General features: G+C 47.8%; 18 protein-coding genes. 13 read left to right on the forward strand and 5 right to left on the reverse strand.

Annotation, left to right across the window (positions count from 1 at the left end):
- Window positions 1–5 precede the first annotated feature (5 nt).
- Window positions 6–1,196, forward strand: a complete 1,191-nt coding sequence (locus tag HR45_RS02745; protein ID WP_037439561.1) for an amino acid aminotransferase — start codon at window positions 6–8, stop codon at window positions 1,194–1,196.
- A gap of 90 nt (window positions 1,197–1,286) precedes the next feature.
- Here HR45_RS02745 and serC read toward each other — a convergent pair whose 3' ends face one another.
- Window positions 1,287–2,378 (reverse strand): 3-phosphoserine/phosphohydroxythreonine transaminase, encoded by a 1,092-nt coding sequence (gene serC / locus HR45_RS02750; protein WP_037439563.1) that lies wholly within the window; start codon window positions 2,376–2,378, stop codon window positions 1,287–1,289.
- Between the two features lie 78 nt (window positions 2,379–2,456).
- Window positions 2,457–5,150 (reverse strand): DNA topoisomerase (ATP-hydrolyzing) subunit A, encoded by a 2,694-nt coding sequence (gene gyrA / locus HR45_RS02755; protein WP_037439565.1) that lies wholly within the window; start codon window positions 5,148–5,150, stop codon window positions 2,457–2,459.
- 323 nt (window positions 5,151–5,473) lie between these two features.
- On the opposite strand from gyrA, the gene ubiG reads away from it, so the two are divergent.
- The 10 genes from ubiG (at window position 5,474) to HR45_RS02805 (ending at window position 15,603) form a co-directional block, all read left to right on the forward strand.
- Window positions 5,474–6,184 (forward strand): bifunctional 2-polyprenyl-6-hydroxyphenol methylase/3-demethylubiquinol 3-O-methyltransferase UbiG, encoded by a 711-nt coding sequence (gene ubiG, locus HR45_RS02760; protein WP_037439566.1) that lies wholly within the window; start codon window positions 5,474–5,476, stop codon window positions 6,182–6,184.
- Window positions 6,185–6,189: 5 nt separating this feature from the next.
- A complete protein-coding gene (locus HR45_RS02765) occupies window positions 6,190–6,855 on the forward strand; it encodes an HAD family hydrolase (protein ID WP_037439568.1) in 666 nt (221 codons plus the stop codon).
- Window positions 6,856–7,269: 414 nt separating this feature from the next.
- Window positions 7,270–9,558 carry a class 1a ribonucleoside-diphosphate reductase subunit alpha gene (gene nrdA / locus HR45_RS02770; protein ID WP_037439569.1) on the forward strand — a complete coding sequence of 763 codons (2,289 nt, stop codon included), beginning with the start codon at window positions 7,270–7,272 and terminating at the stop codon, window positions 9,556–9,558.
- Between the two features lie 55 nt (window positions 9,559–9,613).
- The gene (gene nrdB, locus HR45_RS02775; RefSeq protein WP_037439570.1) at window positions 9,614–10,744 is read left to right on the forward strand and encodes a class Ia ribonucleoside-diphosphate reductase subunit beta; all 1,131 of its coding nucleotides are present in this window, start codon (window positions 9,614–9,616) and stop codon (window positions 10,742–10,744) included.
- Window positions 10,713–11,054 (forward strand): class I ribonucleotide reductase maintenance protein YfaE, encoded by a 342-nt coding sequence (yfaE, locus tag HR45_RS02780; RefSeq protein WP_052074440.1) that lies wholly within the window; start codon window positions 10,713–10,715, stop codon window positions 11,052–11,054. Before nrdB ends, yfaE begins: the two co-directional genes overlap by 32 nt.
- Window positions 11,055–11,122: 68 nt before the next feature.
- Window positions 11,123–12,370 carry a glycosyltransferase family 4 protein gene (locus HR45_RS02785; RefSeq protein ID WP_052074441.1) on the forward strand — a complete coding sequence of 416 codons (1,248 nt, stop codon included), beginning with the start codon at window positions 11,123–11,125 and terminating at the stop codon, window positions 12,368–12,370.
- Window positions 12,342–13,220 (forward strand): hypothetical protein, encoded by an 879-nt coding sequence (locus HR45_RS02790; RefSeq protein WP_037439572.1) that lies wholly within the window; start codon window positions 12,342–12,344, stop codon window positions 13,218–13,220. Before HR45_RS02785 ends, HR45_RS02790 begins: the two co-directional genes overlap by 29 nt.
- Before the next feature lie 206 nt (window positions 13,221–13,426).
- A complete protein-coding gene (locus tag HR45_RS19360) occupies window positions 13,427–13,594 on the forward strand; it encodes a hypothetical protein (RefSeq protein ID WP_156103993.1) in 168 nt (55 codons plus the stop codon).
- Complete coding sequence (locus HR45_RS02800; RefSeq protein WP_081933365.1) at window positions 13,584–14,735, forward strand: glycosyltransferase family 4 protein; 1,152 nt, start codon at window positions 13,584–13,586, stop codon at window positions 14,733–14,735. The genes HR45_RS19360 and HR45_RS02800 overlap by 11 nt, the downstream gene beginning before the upstream one ends.
- 1 nt (window position 14,736) lies before the next feature.
- Window positions 14,737–15,603, forward strand: coding sequence for a hypothetical protein (locus HR45_RS02805; protein ID WP_037439574.1), 867 nt, complete (start codon window positions 14,737–14,739; stop codon window positions 15,601–15,603).
- A gap of 6 nt (window positions 15,604–15,609) precedes the next feature.
- On the opposite strand, the gene HR45_RS02810 is transcribed toward HR45_RS02805, so the two are convergent.
- Window positions 15,610–17,634 carry an NADPH-dependent 2,4-dienoyl-CoA reductase gene (locus HR45_RS02810; protein WP_037439575.1) on the reverse strand — a complete coding sequence of 675 codons (2,025 nt, stop codon included), beginning with the start codon at window positions 17,632–17,634 and terminating at the stop codon, window positions 15,610–15,612.
- A 188-nt stretch (window positions 17,635–17,822) separates the two neighbouring features.
- Between HR45_RS02810 and sppA the strand changes: the two genes are divergently transcribed.
- Both sppA and ansA read left to right on the forward strand, forming a co-directional pair.
- Window positions 17,823–19,676 (forward strand): signal peptide peptidase SppA, encoded by a 1,854-nt coding sequence (sppA, locus tag HR45_RS02815; protein ID WP_037439576.1) that lies wholly within the window; start codon window positions 17,823–17,825, stop codon window positions 19,674–19,676.
- A gap of 89 nt (window positions 19,677–19,765) precedes the next feature.
- The gene (ansA, locus tag HR45_RS02820; protein ID WP_037439578.1) at window positions 19,766–20,779 is read left to right on the forward strand and encodes an asparaginase; all 1,014 of its coding nucleotides are present in this window, start codon (window positions 19,766–19,768) and stop codon (window positions 20,777–20,779) included.
- A 31-nt stretch (window positions 20,780–20,810) separates the two neighbouring features.
- Here the strand turns inward: ansA and HR45_RS02825 are convergent, their stop codons facing one another.
- Entirely contained in the window at window positions 20,811–21,095 is a 285-nt protein-coding gene (locus tag HR45_RS02825; RefSeq protein WP_037439579.1) for a YeaC family protein, read from the reverse strand.
- Window positions 21,095–21,409, reverse strand: a complete 315-nt coding sequence (locus tag HR45_RS02830) for a hypothetical protein (protein WP_037439581.1) — start codon at window positions 21,407–21,409, stop codon at window positions 21,095–21,097. Before HR45_RS02830 ends, HR45_RS02825 begins: the two co-directional genes overlap by 1 nt.
- Window positions 21,410–21,414: the final 5 nt, after the last annotated feature.

The following is a 21,414-nucleotide window of genomic DNA, read 5'->3' on the forward strand; positions in this document are numbered from 1 at the left end:
CCTCGATGTTCAATGCATTAAACCCCATGCCAGCGGACCCGATTCTGGGACTGATGGCGCAATTTCGTGAAGACCCTCGTACTGACAAAGTTGACCTAGGTGTTGGTGTATATAAAGACCCAGAAGGTCATACTCCAATTTTGGCCTGCGTGAAAACCGCCGAGCGCATTCGTACTGAAACTGAAACAACTAAGGTGTACATCAGTCCAGCAGGCAGTCCTGAGTTTAACCGACTGATTTGTGAGTTGGCTTTTGGTGCAGATCACAGCGCCGTGCTCAGTAATCGTATCCGCAGTGTTTCTACCCCTGGTGGTACTGGCTCTTTGCGCGTTGCGGCCGACTTCATTAAACGTTGTAATCCTGATGCTGTTGTGTGGGTAAGCGATCCTACATGGGCTAACCACCTAAGTATCTTTAAAGCGGCTGGTTTGGAAGTTAATCATTATCCTTACTATGACACCGAAAATAATGCACTGCGCTTCGATGCCATGTTGGATAAGCTCAAAACGCTAGGTAAGAACGATGTCGTGCTGTTGCACGCATGCTGCCATAACCCTACCGGTGAAGATCTGACGCCAGCGCAGTGGGACCAAGTAGTCGCGGTTGCACAGGAGCGTGGTTTTACGCCGCTGCTGGATATGGCTTATCAAGGGTTCGGTGAAAGCCTCGAGCAAGATGCCTACGGCGTACGCAAAATGGCCGCAGCGGTTGATGCCATGTTGCTGTGCGATTCATGCTCAAAGAACTTTGGCCTTTATCGTGAACGTATTGGTGCATGTGCAGTCGTCGCTAAAGACAGCAATGCCGCCACTGTAGCTCAATCTGTGATGTTGCATGTTGTTCGCAGCAACTATTCAATGCCACCTGCACACGGTGCGGCGTTGGTTGAAACCATTTTGGCGTCTCAAGAATTAACTGCACAATGGCACGACGAGTTAAAAGTGATGCGTGACCGTATCAACGGTAACCGTGCCATGTTGGTTGAACGTATTAAAGCACAAGGTGTCACACGCGACTTCAGCTTTATCGCGCGCCAAAAAGGCATGTTCTCTTTCTTAGGCATTTCGCCAGAACAAGTGGCACTGCTGAAAAGTGAGCATGGCGTGTACATGGTGGATTCTAGCCGCATGAGTATTGCGGGGATCACCGAAGCGAATGTGGACTACTTGGCCGCAGCTATCGCTAAAGTGCTATAACGCTTTCGTTGCAGAGCGACTTTCAGTAAACACACAAAAAAGCGGATGAATCATTCATCCGCTTTTCTATATCGAGAATACCGAGCTGAATTAACTATGTTTTGCTGCAAATGCTGTCATAAACTCAACCAGCTTTTGTACGCCTTCGATTGGCATAGCGTTATAAATGCTAGCGCGCATTCCGCCGACAATACGGTGACCCTTTAGCGCCACTAAGCCCTGTTCTTCCGCTTCCTTCAGGAACGTTTTATCCAGCGATTCATCTGTCAATTGGAATGTAACGTTCATACGTGAACGGTTGGCAGCAACCACGCCATTTTTGTAGAACGACAGGTTATCAATGCAGTTATACAGTAGTGCAGCTTTGGCGATGTTGGTTTGCTCCATTGCTGCAACGCCACCATTCGATTTCAGCCATTTAAAGACTTCTGCTGCTAAATACCAAGCAAACGTTGGCGGCGTGTTGAACATCGAGTCTTTCGCTGCTGCGATGCGGTAATCCATGATAGAAGATGGATGCACGACCGGCAACGCAAGCAAGTCTTCACGAACAATGACCAGCGTTAACCCTGAAGGACCGATATTTTTCTGCGCGCCTGCGTAAATTAGACCAAATTTACTGACATCAATCTCGCGTGACATAATGGTAGATGACATATCAGCTACGATTGGCCATGGGCTTTCAAGTGTGTCAAAAATTTCGATACCATCAACCGTTTCGTTCGGACAATAATGAACATAACGATATTTGTCAGCATCCCCAGAGAGAACAGGTAATACTGCCTTGTTCAATCCCTGTTCTTGCTCAACGATGTTAAGCGTGTCAATTGCGCTCTCGCCTACTAAACGCACAGCTTCTTCTGCTGCGGACTTAGACCACTGTCCAGTTAACAGATAAAGTGCTCGGCCGTTGTTCCCAAGAAAGTTATTTACAACAGCAGCAAATTGTCCACGGCCACCGCCGTGCATGAACAACACTTTGTAGTTGTCCGGAATATTCATCAGTGAGCGCAGATCTTTTTCTGATTGCGTTGCCAGCTCAATAAAAGGTGCACCACGGTGACTCACTTCCATCACCGACACGCCTAGCCCCTGCCAATCCAATAATTCCTGCTGCGCTTTTGCCAAAACGGGAGCGGGCAACATCGCTGGCCCGGCACAAAAGTTGTACACCGTACTCACTGATTTTCTCCTTGGAAATTTATAAGGCATAAATAAAACGAGCGTCTCATCGGACGCTCGTTACACTGCTAAGAATGGTTACTCTGCGGCATCATCCTGCGGCTCATCTGGCGTAGCAACTGATGTTTCTTCATCAGTCAGCTCCGAATCGATATCATCGCCGTTAGTTTGGATTTCGTCAATGCGCTGCAGTCCGACCACTCGTTCATCATCGGCAGTACGAATAATCGTTACGCCTTGAGTATTACGACCAATCAAAGACACCCCTGACACTGGCGTACGCACCAGCGTACCTTTATCGCTGATCAGCATGATTTCATCGTTTTCAGCGGCTTGCACTGCGCCAATAACCGCGCCGTTACGCTCAGAAACTTTAATAGAAACCACACCTTTCGTGCCACGGCTCTTAGATGGGTATTCATCGATGGCGGTACGTTTACCATAACCGTTTTCAGTCACGGTCAGAATTGGGTCATCAGACTTAGGTACGATCAGCGATACCACACGTTGCTCGTCTTCCAGTTTGATACCACGAACACCGGTGGCGTTACGGCCCATTGGACGCACACCTTTGAAGGTGATTTGAACTTCACCGTTTTCGTCCAGTACTGGGTTACCGTCTTCATCTACGATGGCTGACTCTTCTGCTTCTTTAAAGCGAACAACTTTACCTGCATCAGAGAACAGCATGATTTCATTGCTACCGTCGGTGATATCGACACCGATCAGTTGGTCACCATCTTTCAGGTTAACCGCAATGATACCGTTGCTACGTGGACGGCTATATTCAGTCAGTGCCGTTTTCTTCACAGTACCGTGGGAGGTTGCCATGATGATGTACTTGCCTTCTTCATACTCGCGTACAGGCAGAATCGCAGTAATGTGCTCACCTTCGGACAGTGGCAGTAAGTTCACAATTGGCTTACCACGCGATTGACGGCTGGCTAACGGCAACTCAAACACACGCATCCAATAAAGCTTACCGAAGTCAGAGAAGCACAGAATGGTGTCGTGGGTATTTGCCACTAACAGCCGTTCTACGAAGTCTTCATCTTTCACTTTAGTAGCCGCCTTCCCTTTACCACCACGGCGCTGTGCCTGGTAGTCGGTCAACGGCTGATACTTGGCATAGCCTAAGTGTGACAAGGTAACAACAACATCTTCTTCGGTGATCAAATCTTCTAAGCTGATATCTGCGCTGGATGCGGTAATTTCAGTACGACGTTCATCACCAAAGTCAGCTAAGACCTGTTCTAGTTCTTCTTTGATCACTTCCATCAAGCGAGCTGGGCTGCGCAGGATGTGCAACAAACCGGCAATGATATCGAGCAGGTCGACATACTCTTGCAGAATTTTTTCATGTTCCAGACCGGTCAGTTTGTTCAGACGCAGATCCAGAATTGCTTGCGCTTGTTGTTCTGTCAGGTAGTAGAGACCGTCACGAATACCGTATTCAGGTTCTAACCACTCTGGACGCGCCGCATCATCACCGGCTTTTTCCAGCATGTCACGAACGTTACCAAGCTCCCAACCTTGTGCCATCAAACCAACTTTGGCTTCAGCTGGGCTTGGAGATGCTTTGATCAGTTCAATGATAGGGTCGATGTTAGACAGCGCAACCGCCAGTGCTTCCAGAATATGAGCACGGTCGCGGGCTTTACGCAATTCGTAAACCGTACGACGAGTCACCACTTCACGGCGGTGTAGAATAAAGGCTTCCAGCATCTCTTTCAGGTTAAACAACTTAGGCTGACCGTTAGCCAATGCCACCATGTTGATACCGAAAGAACATTGCATTTGCGTCTGCGCATATAAGTTGTTCAATACAACTTCGGCTACTTCACCACGCTTAATTTCAATCACAATGCGCATACCGTCTTTGTCAGACTCGTCGCGCAAGCCACTGATGCCTTCAATGCGTTTGTCTTTTACTAGCTCTGCGATTTTTTCGATCAAGCGCGCTTTGTTCACCTGATACGGAATTTCGGTGACAATGATACGTTCACGGCTAGAATGATCGTCGGTTTCGAAAGATGCACGCGCGCGCATGATGACTTTGCCGCGACCGGTGCGATAAGCATCTTCAATACCCTTACGGCCATTGATAATCGCCGCCGTTGGGAAATCTGGACCTGGAATATATTCGATCAGTTGTTCGATAGAGAGCTCTGGCTCTTCAATCAGCGCCAAACAACCGTTGATCACTTCGGTGATGTTGTGTGGCGGAATATTGGTCGCCATACCTACCGCAATACCGGACGAACCGTTCACTAACAAGTTAGGTACGCGGGTTGGCAACACTTCTGGGATCATCTCTGTACCATCATAGTTAGGCACATAATCCACAGTTTCTTTATCTAGGTCGGCCAGCAGTTGATGTGCCAGCTTTTGCATACGGATTTCCGTATAACGCATCGCCGCCGCAGCATCACCATCGATAGAACCAAAGTTACCTTGGCCATCAACGAGGGTGTAACGCAACGAAAATGGTTGCGCCATACGTACGATAGTGTCGTACACAGCGCTATCACCATGTGGGTGATATTTACCGATAACGTCGCCGACGACACGGGCAGACTTCTTATATGGTTTATTCCAGTCGTTTTTCAGCTCGTTCATCGCAAACAACACGCGACGGTGAACTGGTTTGAGACCGTCCCTAACATCCGGCAGGGCCCGTCCAACGATTACGCTCATGGCATAATCGAGGTAGGAATTTTTGAGTTCGTCTTCAATATTTATTGGTGAAATTGATGAAGCCTGGTCAGTCATAAACTGCTCGATCCCCTTGTATTAGCTGACAACTATTATTAAATCCTTGTCATTGCCGAGCCTGAAAAACGTAATTTCGTATTCTATCACAGAACTGCGAACTGGTAAGCTCTGTTTCCTCTCGAGCAATCGAAATATGACAGGTTCGACGAATTAATGAACAATTTGTAATTCAAAATCTTACCTAAGTTCAGCAAATAGTCGCTAACCTTTGCTGAACAGCGACAATGTGCTCGATGAAATTGTGGTTTTAGACTGGCAATTGCGCTGAATATTGAGGTTATAATGGCGCCATATTAGTCGAGAGGAATCGAGTGAGTTACATGTCCCAGAATGCCAATGTTGATCCGCAAGAGATTGCAAAGTTTGAAAGTATGGCGGCCGGATGGTGGGATCCGCAAGGAGAGTTCAAACCACTGCACGAGCTGAATCCATTACGCCTTAACTATATCGATCTTAAATCGGGCGGGATTTTTCACAAGCAGGTATTAGACGTCGGTTGCGGTGGCGGTATTTTATCTGAAAGCATGGCGCGCATCGGTGCTAACGTCACCGGTTTAGATATGGGACATGAACCATTAGAAGTCGCTCGGCTGCATGCGTTAGAAAAAGGCGTCAGTATCGATTATCTGCAACAAACTGCTGAAGCGCACGCTGAAACACATCAAGCGGCGTATGATGTCGTCACTTGCATGGAAATGTTGGAGCATGTCCCTGAACCATTATCTGTGATTCGTGCATGCTGCGATATGGTGAAGCCCGAAGGCTGGGTATTTTTCTCAACCATTAATCGCAATGTGATGTCATGGTTGCAAACCATTGTTGCGGCAGAATATGTGATGAAAATGCTGCCAGTAGGCACACATCAGCACGACAAATTTATTCGCCCTTCAGAGCTCATCGATATGGTAGAGCACACTGATTTGCATTGCCGCGATGCCATTGGCATCAAATACAATCCGCTCACTTCTGTGTTTGCTTACACTAAAAATCTCGAAGTGAACTACATGATTGCCTGTCAAAAACTAGGATAGCACCTATGCCGTTGCCGCCAACCAAAGGGATGTTGTTTGATTTAGACGGCACGTTAGTGGATACCGCGCCTGATTTAATTCAGGCGTTGTATCGCGCGCTTGACCAATACAAGCTGCCCTGCCTCGCTGATGAACATTACCTCACCTCTGTTGCCTCCCATGGCTCGCTAGGATTAGCCAAAGCAGCTCAGCCTGGACTTGCTCCAGAAGAAACTGAAAAGTTGCGGCTGGCACTACTTCACCATTATGAAGATGTGAATGGTGATTGCGCCACACTATTTGATGGCATAGCCGAACTGCTTGATGTTGCAGCGAGCAAGCACATCAAGGTTGGCGTTGTGACCAATAAGCCTGCGCGTTTTACTCGGCCACTACTGACCAAGTTGGGTGTCACCGACATAATGCACAGCATCGTCAGCGCCGATACAACCTTGTATCGCAAGCCTGATATTCAGCCGATGCGACTTGCCGCTAGTCAACTCGCGCTTTCACCGCCGCAAATCCTTTATTTAGGGGATGCCGAACGCGATATTATTGCCGCTCGTAATGCCGAGATGCCGAGCATTGTCGCCTTATGGGGATATTTGTCAGACCATGACGCTCCTTCGAGTTGGGGAGCCGATCTACAACTGGCGCAGCCAACAGATGTGGTGGAAATTCTGCTCAGCTAAATGATCATTTTCGGCGTCAGGATCGGCGTACGATCCTGTCACATTTGCTGCTTATTTTGGCGATCAAAAAGTTTTTGTCTAACCGGGCAATTTTCGACCATCAACCGCAATCCCGCGTATTGACGGGGCTTGGTCAATGTGAGAGGAAAGCAGTGCCAAGATATCCACAAGATATGCGCTTTTTTACCCCTTGCAAATCCCCTTCAACCTCATTATCTTGATGTATATCAAACAAAGACACACCATATATAGTGTGTCGCCGATAAGCACACACACAAGTAGTAGACAAGTGTTGCGCTGGTAGCGAATACAGTAAACAGGCAATTTAAAGGCCTGTTGAAGACGTTTTGTTTTACATCGGAAGTTAGATGGATTCCTCCATCATTATAAGAAAATTGACCAGGGCTAGACTCCATGAATAGCAATATGACAGTGACCAAGCGCAGTGGCGCACGTGAAGCAATCGATCTGGATAAGATCCACCGCGTAATCACTTGGGCGGCTGAAGACCTCTCTAACGTATCAGTTTCTGAAGTTGAACTTCGTTCACATCTGCAGTTTTTCGATGGCATTCCAACAGAAGCTATCCACGAAACCATTATCAAAGCTGCAGCCGATCTTATATCGCCAGAGTCTCCTGATTATCAGTTTTTAGCCGCGCGTCTGGCTATCTTTCATCTGCGTAAAAAAGCCTTTGGTCAATTCGAGCCACCCAAGTTACGTGAGCACGTGACCAAACTGGTTGAGCTGGGTAAATACGACAAACACATACTTGAAGACTACTCTGCCGAAGAGTTGGATATTCTTGACAGCTATATCGATCACTGGCGCGATATGACCTTCTCTTATGCTGCGGTTAAGCAACTGGAAGGTAAATATCTAGTGCAAAACCGTGTGACACATGAAGTCTACGAAAGCGCACAGTTCCTATATATCTTAGTAGCGGCGTGTCTATTTGCTCGCTATCCACAAGAAACCCGTTTGCAATACATTCGTGACTTTTACGATGCGGTATCGACGTTCAAGATCTCACTGCCAACACCGATCATGGCGGGCGTACGCACCCCTACTCGTCAATTCAGCTCTTGCGTATTGATTGAAACGGGTGACAGCTTAGATTCTATCAACGCCACCTCATCTGCAATTGTAAAATATGTAAGCCAACGCGCTGGTATCGGTATCAACGCTGGTCGTATCCGTGCGCTGGGCAGCCCAATCCGCGGCGGTGAAGCATTCCACACCGGTTGTATCCCGTTTTATAAACATTTCCAAACCGCGGTAAAATCATGCTCCCAAGGTGGCGTACGTGGTGGTGCAGCGACCCTGTTCTACCCAATGTGGCACTTGGAAGTTGAATCACTGCTGGTGCTGAAGAACAACCGCGGTGTCGACGACAACCGTATCCGTCACTTGGACTACGGCGTACAAATCAACAAGCTGATGTATCAACGTTTGATCAAAGGCGAAAACATCACCCTGTTTAGCCCATCAGACGTACCCGGTTTGTACGACGCGTTCTTTGCTGATCAAGCTGAATTTGAACGTTTGTACGTGCAATATGAGCAAGACCCTGCGATTCGCAAACGTACACTGCGTGCGGTGGAACTGTTTTCACTGATGATGCAGGAGCGTGCGTCTACCGGTCGTATCTATATTCAAAACGTCGACCATTGTAATACCCACAGTCCGTTCAACCCACAGGTTGCACCTGTTCGCCAGTCAAACCTGTGCTTGGAAATCGCGCTGCCAACTAAGCCGCTCAATGATGTCAACGACCCTAACGGCGAAATTGCATTGTGTACCTTGTCCGCACTGAACTTAGGTGCAATTTCAGACTTGAATGAAATTGAAGGCTTGTCGGACTTAGCCGTACGCGCATTAGACAGTTTGTTGGATTATCAAGATTATCCAATCCCTGCAGCGCAAACAGCGTCGATGAACCGCCGCACACTGGGGATTGGTGTGATTAACTTTGCTAACTATTTAGCGAAGCATGGTGTGAAATATTCTGATGGCAGTGGCAATAACCTGACCCACAAGACGTTTGAAGCTATTCAGTACTATCTACTGAAAGCGTCAATGAAGTTGGCTAAAGAACAAGGCGCTTGTCCACTATTTAACGAGACCACATACGCGCAGGGTATTTTGCCAATCGACACCTACAAACGCGATTTGGACAAAATCTGTTCTGAACCATTGCACATGGATTGGGAGCAACTGCGTAGCGACATTAAAGAATACGGTCTGCGTAACTCTACGCTGTCAGCGTTGATGCCATCTGAGACTTCGTCGCAGATTTCGAACGCAACCAATGGTATTGAACCACCACGTGGTCTTATCAGCGTTAAAGCGTCAAAAGATGGCCAACTGAAACAAGTGGTACCGGATTTTGAACAGCTACGTGAAAACTACGAACTGCTGTGGCAGATGCCAACGAATGACGGCTATCTGCAATTAGTGGGCATTATGCAGAAATTTATCGACCAGTCGATCTCTGCGAACACCAACTATGACCCTTCTAAGCATGAAAGTGGCAAAGTACCGATGCAGCTGTTGCTGAAAGATCTGTTAACTGCCTACAAGCTTGGCGTGAAGACGCTGTATTACCATAACACCCGCGACGGTGCGTCAGACAAACATGATGACTTTGCCGCAGTCGAGAAAGAAGACGACGGCTGTGCCGGCGGTGCATGTAAGATTTAATTAGTAAGTAACTCATCGGGGCCAAATTGGCCCCGACTGTTTGGATGAATGGACTATGGCTTATTCGATTTTCTGTCAAACGCCGAACGATGCTACCCGCGAACCAATGTTTTTTGGTCAGGCGGTTAACGTAGCGCGTTACGACCAACAAAAATATGAAGTGTTTGAAAAGCTGATTGAAAAACAGCTGTCTTTCTTCTGGCGCCCAGAAGAAGTGGATGTTTCCCGCGATAAAATTGACTTTGCATCGTTACCTGAGCACGAAAAGCACATCTTTTTATCGAACCTCAAGTACCAAACACTTTTGGATTCGATTCAAGGTCGCTCACCTAACGTGGCGTTCCTGCCGCTGGTATCGTTGCCGGAGCTGGAAACCTGGATCGAAACCTGGTCGTTCTCAGAAACCATCCACAGTCGCTCATACACGCACATCATTCGCAATATCGTGAATAATCCATCTGAAGTGTTCGACGATATCGTGGTGAATACTGAGATCCTCAAGCGTGCTGGTGATATCGCCAACTACTACGACCGTTTGATTAATATGACGCAGTATTATCACCTGCATGGTGAAGGTACGCTGTCGTTCAACGGCGAAGAGGTCACGGTAACATTGCGTGAACTGAAAAAGGCACTGTACCTGTGCATGATGTCGGTAAACGCGCTGGAAGCAATTCGCTTTTATGTCAGTTTTGCCTGTTCATTTGCCTTTGCCGAACGCAAGCTGATGGAAGGCAACGCGAAAATCATCCGCTTAATTGCCCGCGATGAAGCGCTGCATTTGAATTCAACCCAGCACATTATCAACTTAATGCAAGCTGGCCGTGATGATCCTGAGATGGGCGAAATCACCAAAGAATGCGAGCAAGAAGCTTACGATATTTTCTATCGCGCCGCCGAACAGGAAAAAGCGTGGGCTCAATATCTGTTCAGAGATGGTTCAATGATCGGCTTGAACGAAGCAATTCTGTGCCACTACGTTGAGTACATCACTAATGAACGGATGAAATCGGTCAACTTAGCGGTTCCATATCAAGAGCGCAGTAACCCGTTACCGTGGATGAAGAACTGGCTGGAAAGTGATTCAGTCCAAGTCGCACCACAGGAAGTGGAAGTGTCTTCTTATCTGGTAGGCCAAATTGATTCGGCCGTTGATGAAAATGAGTTCTCCGACTTTGATCTTTAAAAAGCGCCCGATTGTTTATCTGCAAGGTGAACCGCTGCTGCTATGGAATTGGCAGCAGGAGCAACGCACGTTGCTAGAGATCCTTGAAGATAAAAAAGTGCGTATTTTCTCCGAGTGCCGCAGTGGTTTCTGCGGCGCTTGCCGCACCAAAATTCGTAGTGGCTCGGTACGTTATGTTACCGAACCGTTGGCTGCGTTAGCTGCCGACGAATGCTTGCCCTGCTGTTGTGTTCCAAATGAAGATCTCGATCTGGAACTCTCCAGTGACGGCGCAAACATGCCGCCAGTTTACCAACACAGCTACGGTTGATTAGCTCGCACACATCGTCGGTCTAGACGGTCGCTGCGATAACAAGGAATGTTATTTTTGCTCGTTGTATGAAGGATTCAATAACACCGTTTACCAGTTTATACGCGGCATTCGATCGGTTTCCCCTGCCCAAAGGTGCCTCAACTCATATTCAACAAATGGCAACCACCCTGTTTCAATACAGCGGTGATGGCTTGTTATATGTCGCAGGAGATGATGGTGTTGCCCCTTTCGCCCAAGAAGTCCTTGGCGACGTCGTTGTCACCTTGTTACGCAGCAACACCGCAGGACTGCCGCAAAATGTGTTACTCCGCGCCATGGCTTACGCAGATCAATTGCGCGTATTGCTACATCGCTATGGCCACCAGCTCAATATCGCGCATTTCCGCGATCCATGGGCTGGAGTGCCCCTTATCGATTTTAAACAATCGCAGCGCACGTCACTAAAACTGGTTTATGAAGTCAACGCTTTACCGAGTATCGAACTGCCAATCCATCTGTCGCTTTCCGCTAGCACCTTAGCGCGCATAAAACACTGGGAACAACGCTGTTTAGACAGTGCCGATATTATAGTGACGCCATCTCGACTGACCAAAGCACGACTTGAACGTCTCACGAACACTCCGGTGTACTATCTACCAAATGGCGCCACTGTTGCTTCAGCACAAGAGCTCAGTAACCATCCACAAAGCAACATCCCGTCACTCATCTACTTTGGCGGCGCACAACGCTGGCAGGGACTACACACGTTGCTGCAAGCGCTCGTTATTGTTCGACGGCAGCTGCCGATGAAGTTAGTCATGTGCTTGTCGTTAGATAATCGCCATGCAAAGCAACTTAAACAACAAATTAGGGCTTTGCAGCTTGACGATTGTATTGAACTTTACTTTGGATTATCGCAAGCACAACTAAGAAGCAAAATTATTCAAGCAACCGCATCCATAGCGCCACTTGCCGCCTGTGAACGCAACATGCTGCAAGGTTGTTGCCCTTTGAAAATAATTGAATCAATGGCCTGTGGTACAGCGGTAATTGCATCGGACATTCCGGTCGTACATGAATTGCTCCGCCACAATCAACATGGCCTGTTAGTGCCGCCAGCTCGTCCATCGGTTTTAGCACGCGCTTGCATCGAGCTACTGACACAACCTGATTTTGCGGCCCAACTTGGACGAGCGGGCAAACAGCATATCGCGCAGTATTTTCAATGGCACTCCATTAACCAGCAACTACAACAGCTCTATCAACAATTAGCTTCACCTCATTCATCTTTAACAAGGACTCAAAATGAATGCCTCCTCAGTGAACCTGTTTAACGTTGAGGGACGTTACCGCGCCTTAAAAAAGTTACATGCCAGCCTTACAGATGAGGAGCGACGCTTTGTCCGCACTCAACAGCTTGATGCGGGCCATTCGGCCGCCTACTGGCAAAAATTCTTCCAGCGGTTAATTCAGCTCGATGTATTGGGCTCTGAATTGCGGCGCTTTTATCGCAAGCAGCGTACATGGCTGATTGTGCTCAATATCCTCGGAGTATTTTTTCTGGCTGGCCTAGGTTATACGTCGTTAATGTTGCTGTTATTTGTCGCACTACTCTATAGCTGGATACGCCTGAAATACTGTCGCCTTATGGATGTTGATAACAGTGTGCGTACTGGCCTAGTGAAACTATTTCAGGTGTTGGCGCTGGAAACCCGCTTTATTAAGCTAAAGCTCGATCTTCGCCCCACTACTGCGCGTCAGGTAAGCCGCAGACGCCAACCTGACAGTCGTACTACGCTCGAATTTTTTGATATTCCACTGTTACAACTAAGAGCACAATTTAAAGATGGCAATCAGGTATCCATGCGCATCGATGATGTGCTCTGCAAGCGCACCTGCAAGAAGATTAGTCGTAGTGGTCGACGCAAGACCAAGATTAAATACAAAGGCAGACGCAATATTCGTGTCAGCCTGAATTTAAATGATGCTCGATACATTAAACGCAACGGCAAGCTGGCAGCAGATAGCAAATGTGTCACTCAACATGGACAGCAAAAAATCGTGACCCAATTCAAACTGAAATATGACGGCGAGACTAAGTATGTTGACGCAGAAAACCTACTCAAAACTGTCGCTAAAGCTTATCAACAAACCAAAGTTAAGACATTCGGAGCAGCTGCATGAGCCACTGTGAATTGAAGTATGGTTTTTTCACTATGGCTGATTGCCAAAACCCGGCTATTGCCACCTGCTCAGAATGTCAAAAGTCGGTCTGTCGCGAGCATTGGAATGAACAGCAATCAATATGTTTGTCTTGCGCGGCACAACACATTGCTCCCGAAAGCACGAATGCACTTTCCCAAGGTGCGGATAACTACAACGGATTTGGTATGAAACAATTCTATTTTACTCAGGATTGGTATCAAACCCATAGAACCCATGGCAGCTATACCGGTGAGTTCACTGATGCTGATTACGCCGCGTTTGATTTACCTTTAGTCGATGAAGAAGAGATGAGTGCGGAAGACTATCAATACCGGGATATCTATGACAGCTAAACTAAGGTTGCTGTGGCTCACTCAACATTATCCTCCCGCATCGGGAGGCATGGCGCTTTCTTGTGATCGCATCGTGTCACATCTGCGCCATTTAGGAATCAGTATTACGCTGTACCACTTAAAACGTGACGGTCCGAACAAGCAAACTTACTTTAGTCCTGAACGAGGCACCGACCAACGTTTTGCTCTTGGCGACAATGCAGCGCATAGTCTTAACCTGTTGTGGCTACGAGTGCAACCGCAGCAGTTTGATGCAGTAGTGGGCTATGGTTTTCCATGGGCAATGCACGGCGCTTATGTATTTGCGAAATGGTTACAGCGTCCGCTTGTGACCTTAATCCGTGGCAACGACTTCGACATCAATATTCTCGACCCACGTCGCAGTACGATGCTCATGACCGTACTGCAAGCCAGTAACGCCATTTTGACCGTCAGCCAAGATAAAGCGCTTCGAATTAATGCCCTGCTACCAACTGCTTATACACAAAATATCGGCAATGGAATCGATTTACAGCAATGGCGCATATTGCCTTTTGATCAACAGCAAGCTACAAAATGGCGCCGCGACAAAGGATTGCCCCCCTCTTGCCGGGTAATAGGCCTTATTGGCCATCTCAAAGCCAAGAAAGGTATTCCCTTTTTCATTGAAACGTTAGCGAGACAACAACACCTTCAACACCAGGTGCATTTATTATTAGTTGGAGAGTTAGATAACGACACGCAACAGCTACTCGCCACCTTGCCCGCCGGCTGCTGGAGCCATGAAGTAATGCTAGACCGCTATGAATTGCCAGCGCGTTATCTCGCCTGCGATCTGGTGGCGATCACTTCATTTTACGATGGTACGCCCAATGTGCTGCTCGAGGCAGCAAGTCTTGGACGTCCGGTGCTGGGAGCGCATTGTGGTGGAATGGCCGATCTGCTGAACGAGAATACAGGCTGGGTTTTCGATGCCGCGGATAACGCATCATTGACGGCCAATTTACAACACTGGTTAAATAGCAACGAGGAACTCGTTGCAGAGCGAGCGCAACGTCTGCAACAACTCGTCGTCAATGAATATAACGCTGAACAGGAAGCGCAGCGGTACTTAGGCGCTATTGAACAAACCGTATTGCAGTCTCGCAAGGAGCAGCGCTGAATTGACCATTCTTTATTACGCCCCCGGCGGCGGTTTAGGGCATCTTAGCCGCGCACTTAAAGTCATGCGTTATATCGGTGCTTCGGGCATAGTCGTTACCAGTCCCCTCACCTTAACACCGCCATTACCAGACCATATTCAGCACCTGCCAATTGAAGATAACTGCACAGATCTTGGATCTTTGGCCGGCTGGCTGACTAAAGTACTGCGAAACTACGCTGTCAGTAGTCTCATTGTCGACAGTTTTCCCGCTGGCATTATGGGCGAACTGGGACATATTAGCCTACCCGCCAATCGCGTTTATGTATCGAGATTACTTAACTGGCAGGTGTATCAACGAGGTATTAACGCGATACCGAGTTATCGTCAGACTTGGTATTGTGAATGGCCGGCAGAAGATCAGGAATTCGCCCTTGCTCATCTCACCGGCGTACGCTACTGGTTGCCTTTGCTTGGTACACCGCCGGAGGCGAGTACCGCTGTTACTGAGCCGGGGGTGTTGATCATTCATTCAGATATCGGTGAGCTTGCTGAGCTTATGCCAAGCAATACAGATATACCAATCACCTTAATCACGGCGCCGTTGACTGATATTGAACAGCAGCGACTTCAACAGCAATGGCCACAAGTTACGCTGAAACATCAGTTTCCCGCATATGCGATCGGCTGGCAGTATCAACAGCTACGCTGTGCTGGCGGTTTTAACCTTGTCAGTGAATACCTGCAGCATCCCGGCGTAAAATTTACGCCGCTGGCACGGACGCTGGATTTACAACAACTGCGATTAAGCCGAGGCATACGAGGCATGTTGCCACCATCCGGCATGCCATTGTTGGCAGCCGGACAGCAAAGCGAGCATGATAAATAGCGCACCTTATATTTTTGCGGCTAATAAGGCAGCGTCTCTTATCGCGCGTTTGGCATCGAGCTCCGCTGCGACTTTGACACCGCCAATCAGGTGCACAGGCTTGCGGCAATGTTGCAATTCATCGACTAACTGACGGTTCGACTCCTGCCCGGCACAAATCACCACACTATCCACCTCAAGGCATTTGCTTTGTCCATCGTGTTGAATATGGAACCCCGCATCATCAATAGCCTGATACTCGACACCAGAGAACATCTTTACCTGATGCAATTTAAGCATCGCCCGATGGATCCATCCCGTTGTTTTCCCGAGACCTTTTCCGATAGCCGAAGTTTTACGTTGCAACAGATAGAGTGTGCGTTGCTCATCCTCCGCTTCGCATTTTGATTGAGCGTGAGTTAAGCCGCCAGCATACTGGTATTGTTTGTCGATGCCCCAACGAGCATACCACCTATCAGGGGCAAGTGTGGCTGAATGCGTTTCAGCCAGAAAATGCGCAACGTCGATACCTATGCCTCCGGCGCCAACTATCGCTACTTTAGTGCCAGCCTGTTTCTCGCCTCGCAGCAACTGCTGATAACTGATCACTTTCGCATGATCGATACCCGGAATCGACAGTTGCCGCGGCACAACACCCGCAGCAACAACCAGCTCATCAAAACCCTTCACCTCATTGGCATCAAAGCGCGTATTGAGCTTCACATTCACGTTAAGCCGCGCCAGTTGAGCATTAAAGTAGCGCAAGGTCTCATGGAATTCTTCTTTGCCGGGAATGCTTTTCGCGAGGTTAAATTGCCCGCCAATCTCATCGCGTGCTTCAAACAGCGTTACCTGATGCCCCCGCTGCGCTGCGTATACTGCAAATGCTAACCCCGCAGGCCCCGCACCAATTACGGCAAGATGCTTAGGATTTGTTGTTAACGGGAAATTCAATTCTGTTTCATAAGCTGCTCTGGGGTTTACCAGACATGTGGCACGCTGCAGCTTAAATGTATGATCAAGACATGCCTGATTACAGCCAATACAGGTATTAATGAGCTCGCGATGTCCTGCCGCTGCTTTTTGCACAAATTCAGGGTCCGCTAACAACGGCCGCGCCATCGACACCATATCGGCTTGCCCCGTGCGTAAAATCTGCTCTATCACTTCGACAGTATTGATACGGTTCGTAGCTATCAATGGCACACTGACCTCATGGCGAAGTTTCTCCGTTACCCACGTAAAAGCAGCCCGGGGCACACTCGTCGCAATTGTTGGAATACGCGCTTCGTGCCAACCAATCCCCGTATTAATAAGATTCACGTCTTGCTGCTCTAAAGCTTTGGCAAGTTGCACGACTTCATCCCAACTGGAACCATCATCAATCAGATCCAACATCGACAAGCGGAAGATGATAATAAACTCGTCACCGACGGCGGCGCGTATAGCATTCACCACCTCAATGGCAAACCGCATACGGTTTGCAAAACTACCGCCATAGTCATCATCGCGCTGATTAGTGTGTCGACTAATAAATTGGTTGATCAGGTATCCTTCTGATCCCATCACTTCAACTCCGTCATAACCCGCTTTTTGCGCAAGTTTGGCGGAACGGGCAAAATCTTTAATGGTACCTTTCACCTGTCGAACAGACATTGCCTTAGGCGTAAACGGCGTAATGGGCGACTTGAGCGCAGAAGGTGCTAACGAAAACGGATGGTAAGCATAGCGTCCAGCATGCAGCAATTGCATACAAATCTTGCCGCCATCGGCATGAACGGCTTTGGTGACAATCCGATGTTTAGCCACTTGCCATGGAAAGCTTAATTGGGTGGCGCCCGGCGTTAGACGGCCGCGAAAGTTTGGCGAGATACCGCCGGTAACAATTAAGCCAACGCCGCCACGCACCCGTTCTTGATAGAAGACAGCAAGCTTTTCAAAGCCGTGCTTTTCCTCTTCTAAACCAGTATGCATCGACCCCATCACCACGCGATTTTTCAACTGACAAAAGCCCAAATCAAGTGGCTGCAACATTGCTAAATTTGGTGTCATCACTCACCTATTCAAACGATTGTTTGAATCAAGCATAGCGGTAATGCCCTAGCTTCTCAATGCCACCTAAGGTGTAGATTTCATTGATTATGAAAACTTCAATGGCGATAAATTGATTTACAAATCAAATTCCCTCGATAGCCACATTTCAGTTAGCATTAGAGCAATGAAAAATGCTAGGAACTGCTATGTCTGCAAAACCGCTAACAACCAAGAACACCTTGATTCTGATATGGAATGTCATCAATTTCGTTCGTAAGTTAATCCTTAACATCATCTTTTTCCCAATTTTCTTCATTGTGTTGATCGCCGTTATCGTGGCGCTGTCGACCGACAAAGAAGTTCAGGTGGATGATGGTTCAGCGCTGCTGCTTAACCTAGCAGGCAAAATTGTCGAACAGAAAACCGAGATTGATCCGTTTGAAGCCTTAATGAAACAAGGCAATAAGCGCGATGAAAATGGTGAAATCCTGCTGAGCGAGATCCTCGACACTATCGATAGTGCGGCACAAGATAATCGCATCAAAGCCCTCGTGCTGGACGTAGGTGATATGGAATCTGGCGGTTTAACTAAGCTCGAAGCTATCGGGCGCCATATCAATGACTTTAAAAAGAGTGGTAAGCCGGTGTTAGCAATGGCCAACGGCTATACCCAGTACCAATACTTATTGGCGAGTTTTGCTGACACCATCTACCTCAATGAGCAAGGAATGGTGACCATCGATGGTTTGGGTAATTATCGCATGTACTATAAGTCGGCATTGGATAAGCTGAAGATTAACGCCCACGTATTTAGAGTCGGCACCTTTAAGTCTGCAGTTGAACCCTATATTCGCGATGACATGTCCGATGCCGCCAAAGAAGCTAATCGCAAGTGGATGAATGATGTTTGGCAGGTCTATGCCGATACCGTCGCTCAAAACCGCGGATTGTCTGCTGACGATTTTCGAATGAACGGTGCTGACTATCTAACGGCACTAAAAGCTGCCAATGGTGACGCTGCCGCTATGGCGCTCAATCTGAAATGGGTCGATAAGTTGGTGACCGAAGAAGGTTTCCGCAAAGTTATGCTGGAGTTAGTCGGTAAAGCCAGCACAGGCCATAGCTTTAAACATATCGACTATTACGATTATGCGGCGTTGATTGCACCACCACCGACTATTTTGCCTACAGAAGGTGTCGGCATTATTGTCGCCAAAGGCAACATCCTCAACGGCGATCAACCTGCGGGTACCATTGGCGGCCAAAGTACCGCTAACTTGCTGAAGAAAGCCCGTTTTGATGACAAGATCAAAGCAGTTGTGTTACGCGTAGATAGCCCTGGCGGTAGCGCGTTCGCATCGGAACAGATACGTCAGCAAGTACTGGCGCTAAAGGCGGCAGGTAAACCCGTTGTTGTAAGCATGAGTAGCTTAGCGGCCTCTGGTGGTTACTGGATTTCTGCCTCCGCAGATTATATCTATGCGAATCCGGCCACCCTCACTGGCTCGATTGGTATTTTTGGCATGATCACCACGTTTGAAGATTCGCTTGAAGCACTGGGGATTCATACCGATGGTGTCGCGACAAGTGATATGGCAGGTATTTCACTGGTGCGTCCGTTGCCAGAAGATTTCAAAACCGCCATTCAGATGCATATTGAACGTGGTTACCATAATTTCATCTCTATGGTGGCTGAATCACGCCATATGACGCTGGAGCAAGTCGACGAAATCGCTCAAGGGCGCGTTTGGTCGGGTATTGAAGCGAAAAAGCTTGGTTTAGTTGACGAACTTGGTGACATGGATGCAGCCATTAGCAAGGCGGCCGAGTTAGCGTCATTGACCCACTATGACGTGCGCGTAATTGAAAAAAACTTATCACCTGAACAAAAAATGTTGCAGGCGGTACTTGGTTCAGCCTCCGCCTATCTGCCACAGGGCTTAACCAAAGTGAGTGCTACTGATAAATTGCTCCAGCAAGTAAGCCAAGTCGCCGAAGAGTTTGCCTCCTTTGACGATCCGCAAAACATGTATATGTACTGTGGTGCGTGCAGTTATTAAGCAACCTACACTAACAAGCCCGGAACATTCCGGGCTTTTTTATTGGCCTTTGTTATAATCCGTTCAACTAGCAGCAAGTCACAATAACAATGAATAAGAAGTCGATTTATATCGCCTACACTGGCGGTACTATCGGGATGCAGAAAACCGAAAATGGTTTTGTCCCTGTCGCCGGTTACTTGACCGATTGTTTAAACGGTATGCCGGAGTTTTTCCGCGACGAGATGCCGGAATTCGTATTACATGAATATTCGCCGCTGATCGACTCTTCAGATATGAGCCCGTCGCACTGGCAGATGATCGCCGACGATATTGCGGCAAATTATGATAAGTACGATGGCTTTGTGATTCTTCATGGTACTGACACCATGGCGTTTACCGCCTCTGCACTGTCGTTCATGTTGCAAGATCTGTCTAAACCCGTGATCGTCACTGGCTCGCAAATTCCATTGTCAGAACTTCGCTCTGATGGCCAGACCAATCTGCTTAACGCGCTTTATATCGCGGCAAACTATCCAGTTGCAGAAGTATGTTTATTTTTTAATAACAAACTGTTCCGTGGCAATCGTACCTCAAAAGTACATGCAGAAGGCTTTGATGCGTTCGCTTCCCCCAACTATCCGCTGTTGTTGGAAGCCGGAATTCAGATCCGTATGCGAGCAGGCAGTTTAGCGAGCGGCGAGATTAAACCATTGCGCGTCCAGCAACTGGCATCGCAACCGATCGGTGTGGTGACCCTCTACCCAGGCATCTCCAACGAGATCTTTAAAAATATTCTGCAGCAACCGGTAAAAGCACTAATTTTATTGACCTATGGCGTCGGCAATGCGCCGCAGCAGCCGGCACTTCTGCAAACACTGAAACAAGCGCATGATAATGGCATTGTGCTGGTTAATTTAACACAATGTTTGCAAGGGCGAGTGAATATGGGCGGATATGCCACTGGTAATGCATTGGCACATGCAGGCGTGATTAGCGGCTTTGATATGACTACGGAAGCGGCACTAACAAAACTGCATTATCTGCTGTCAATGAACTTATCCGCGGATGAAGTTCGTGAAAAAATGCAGCAGAATTTGTTTGGTGAGCTGACCTCCAATTAAGTAGAAAGCCCCGCAATTGCGGGGCTTAATTTTACAGTTCTTTTTCATCAAATGAGGCAATGGTATCGCCTTTAAACCGTCTTTTTAGTTCAGCTTTAGACAGCTCAATCACACTGCCGTCTTTAGCAATAGTGAAATGCTCATTTTGATCTAAGCGTCTGGCCTGAAACAACATCACTAATTGTAATGTTGATTCCTTTTGCTCTTCTGACAGTTCTGAACCATCTTCCCACTTACCTATCTCGGCAGCAGTACGTAAACGCTCAAACACTTCCATTGGCATATCATCAATGACTTTCAACAGTTCGTCATTCATCAGCTTTTCCTTTTATGCAATACGATGCGTACTCGGGTAATCAGGTAGCCAGCAAAGCCAAATACAAAGCATACGGCGCCAACGAGCGCTTGTTTACCTTCAGCGACTTCACCGCCCCAGAACCAAATCACCACCCCCGCGATAAACAGGGTTAAGGCTAAAAAGCTGTGTGTTTGCAGTTGGGTCGATTTTTGGATGCTATTGATGCGCGCGGCAGACTCGCTTTCTTCGCCCACAGAAATATTACAGCTTGGACAACGCGTCGCTTTACTCGACATACGTTTCTTACATACGGGACATTCAATCAACGCCATATTGC

It is taken from the genome of Shewanella mangrovi (assembly GCF_000753795.1).
Classification (GTDB): domain Bacteria; phylum Pseudomonadota; class Gammaproteobacteria; order Enterobacterales; family Shewanellaceae; genus Shewanella; species Shewanella mangrovi.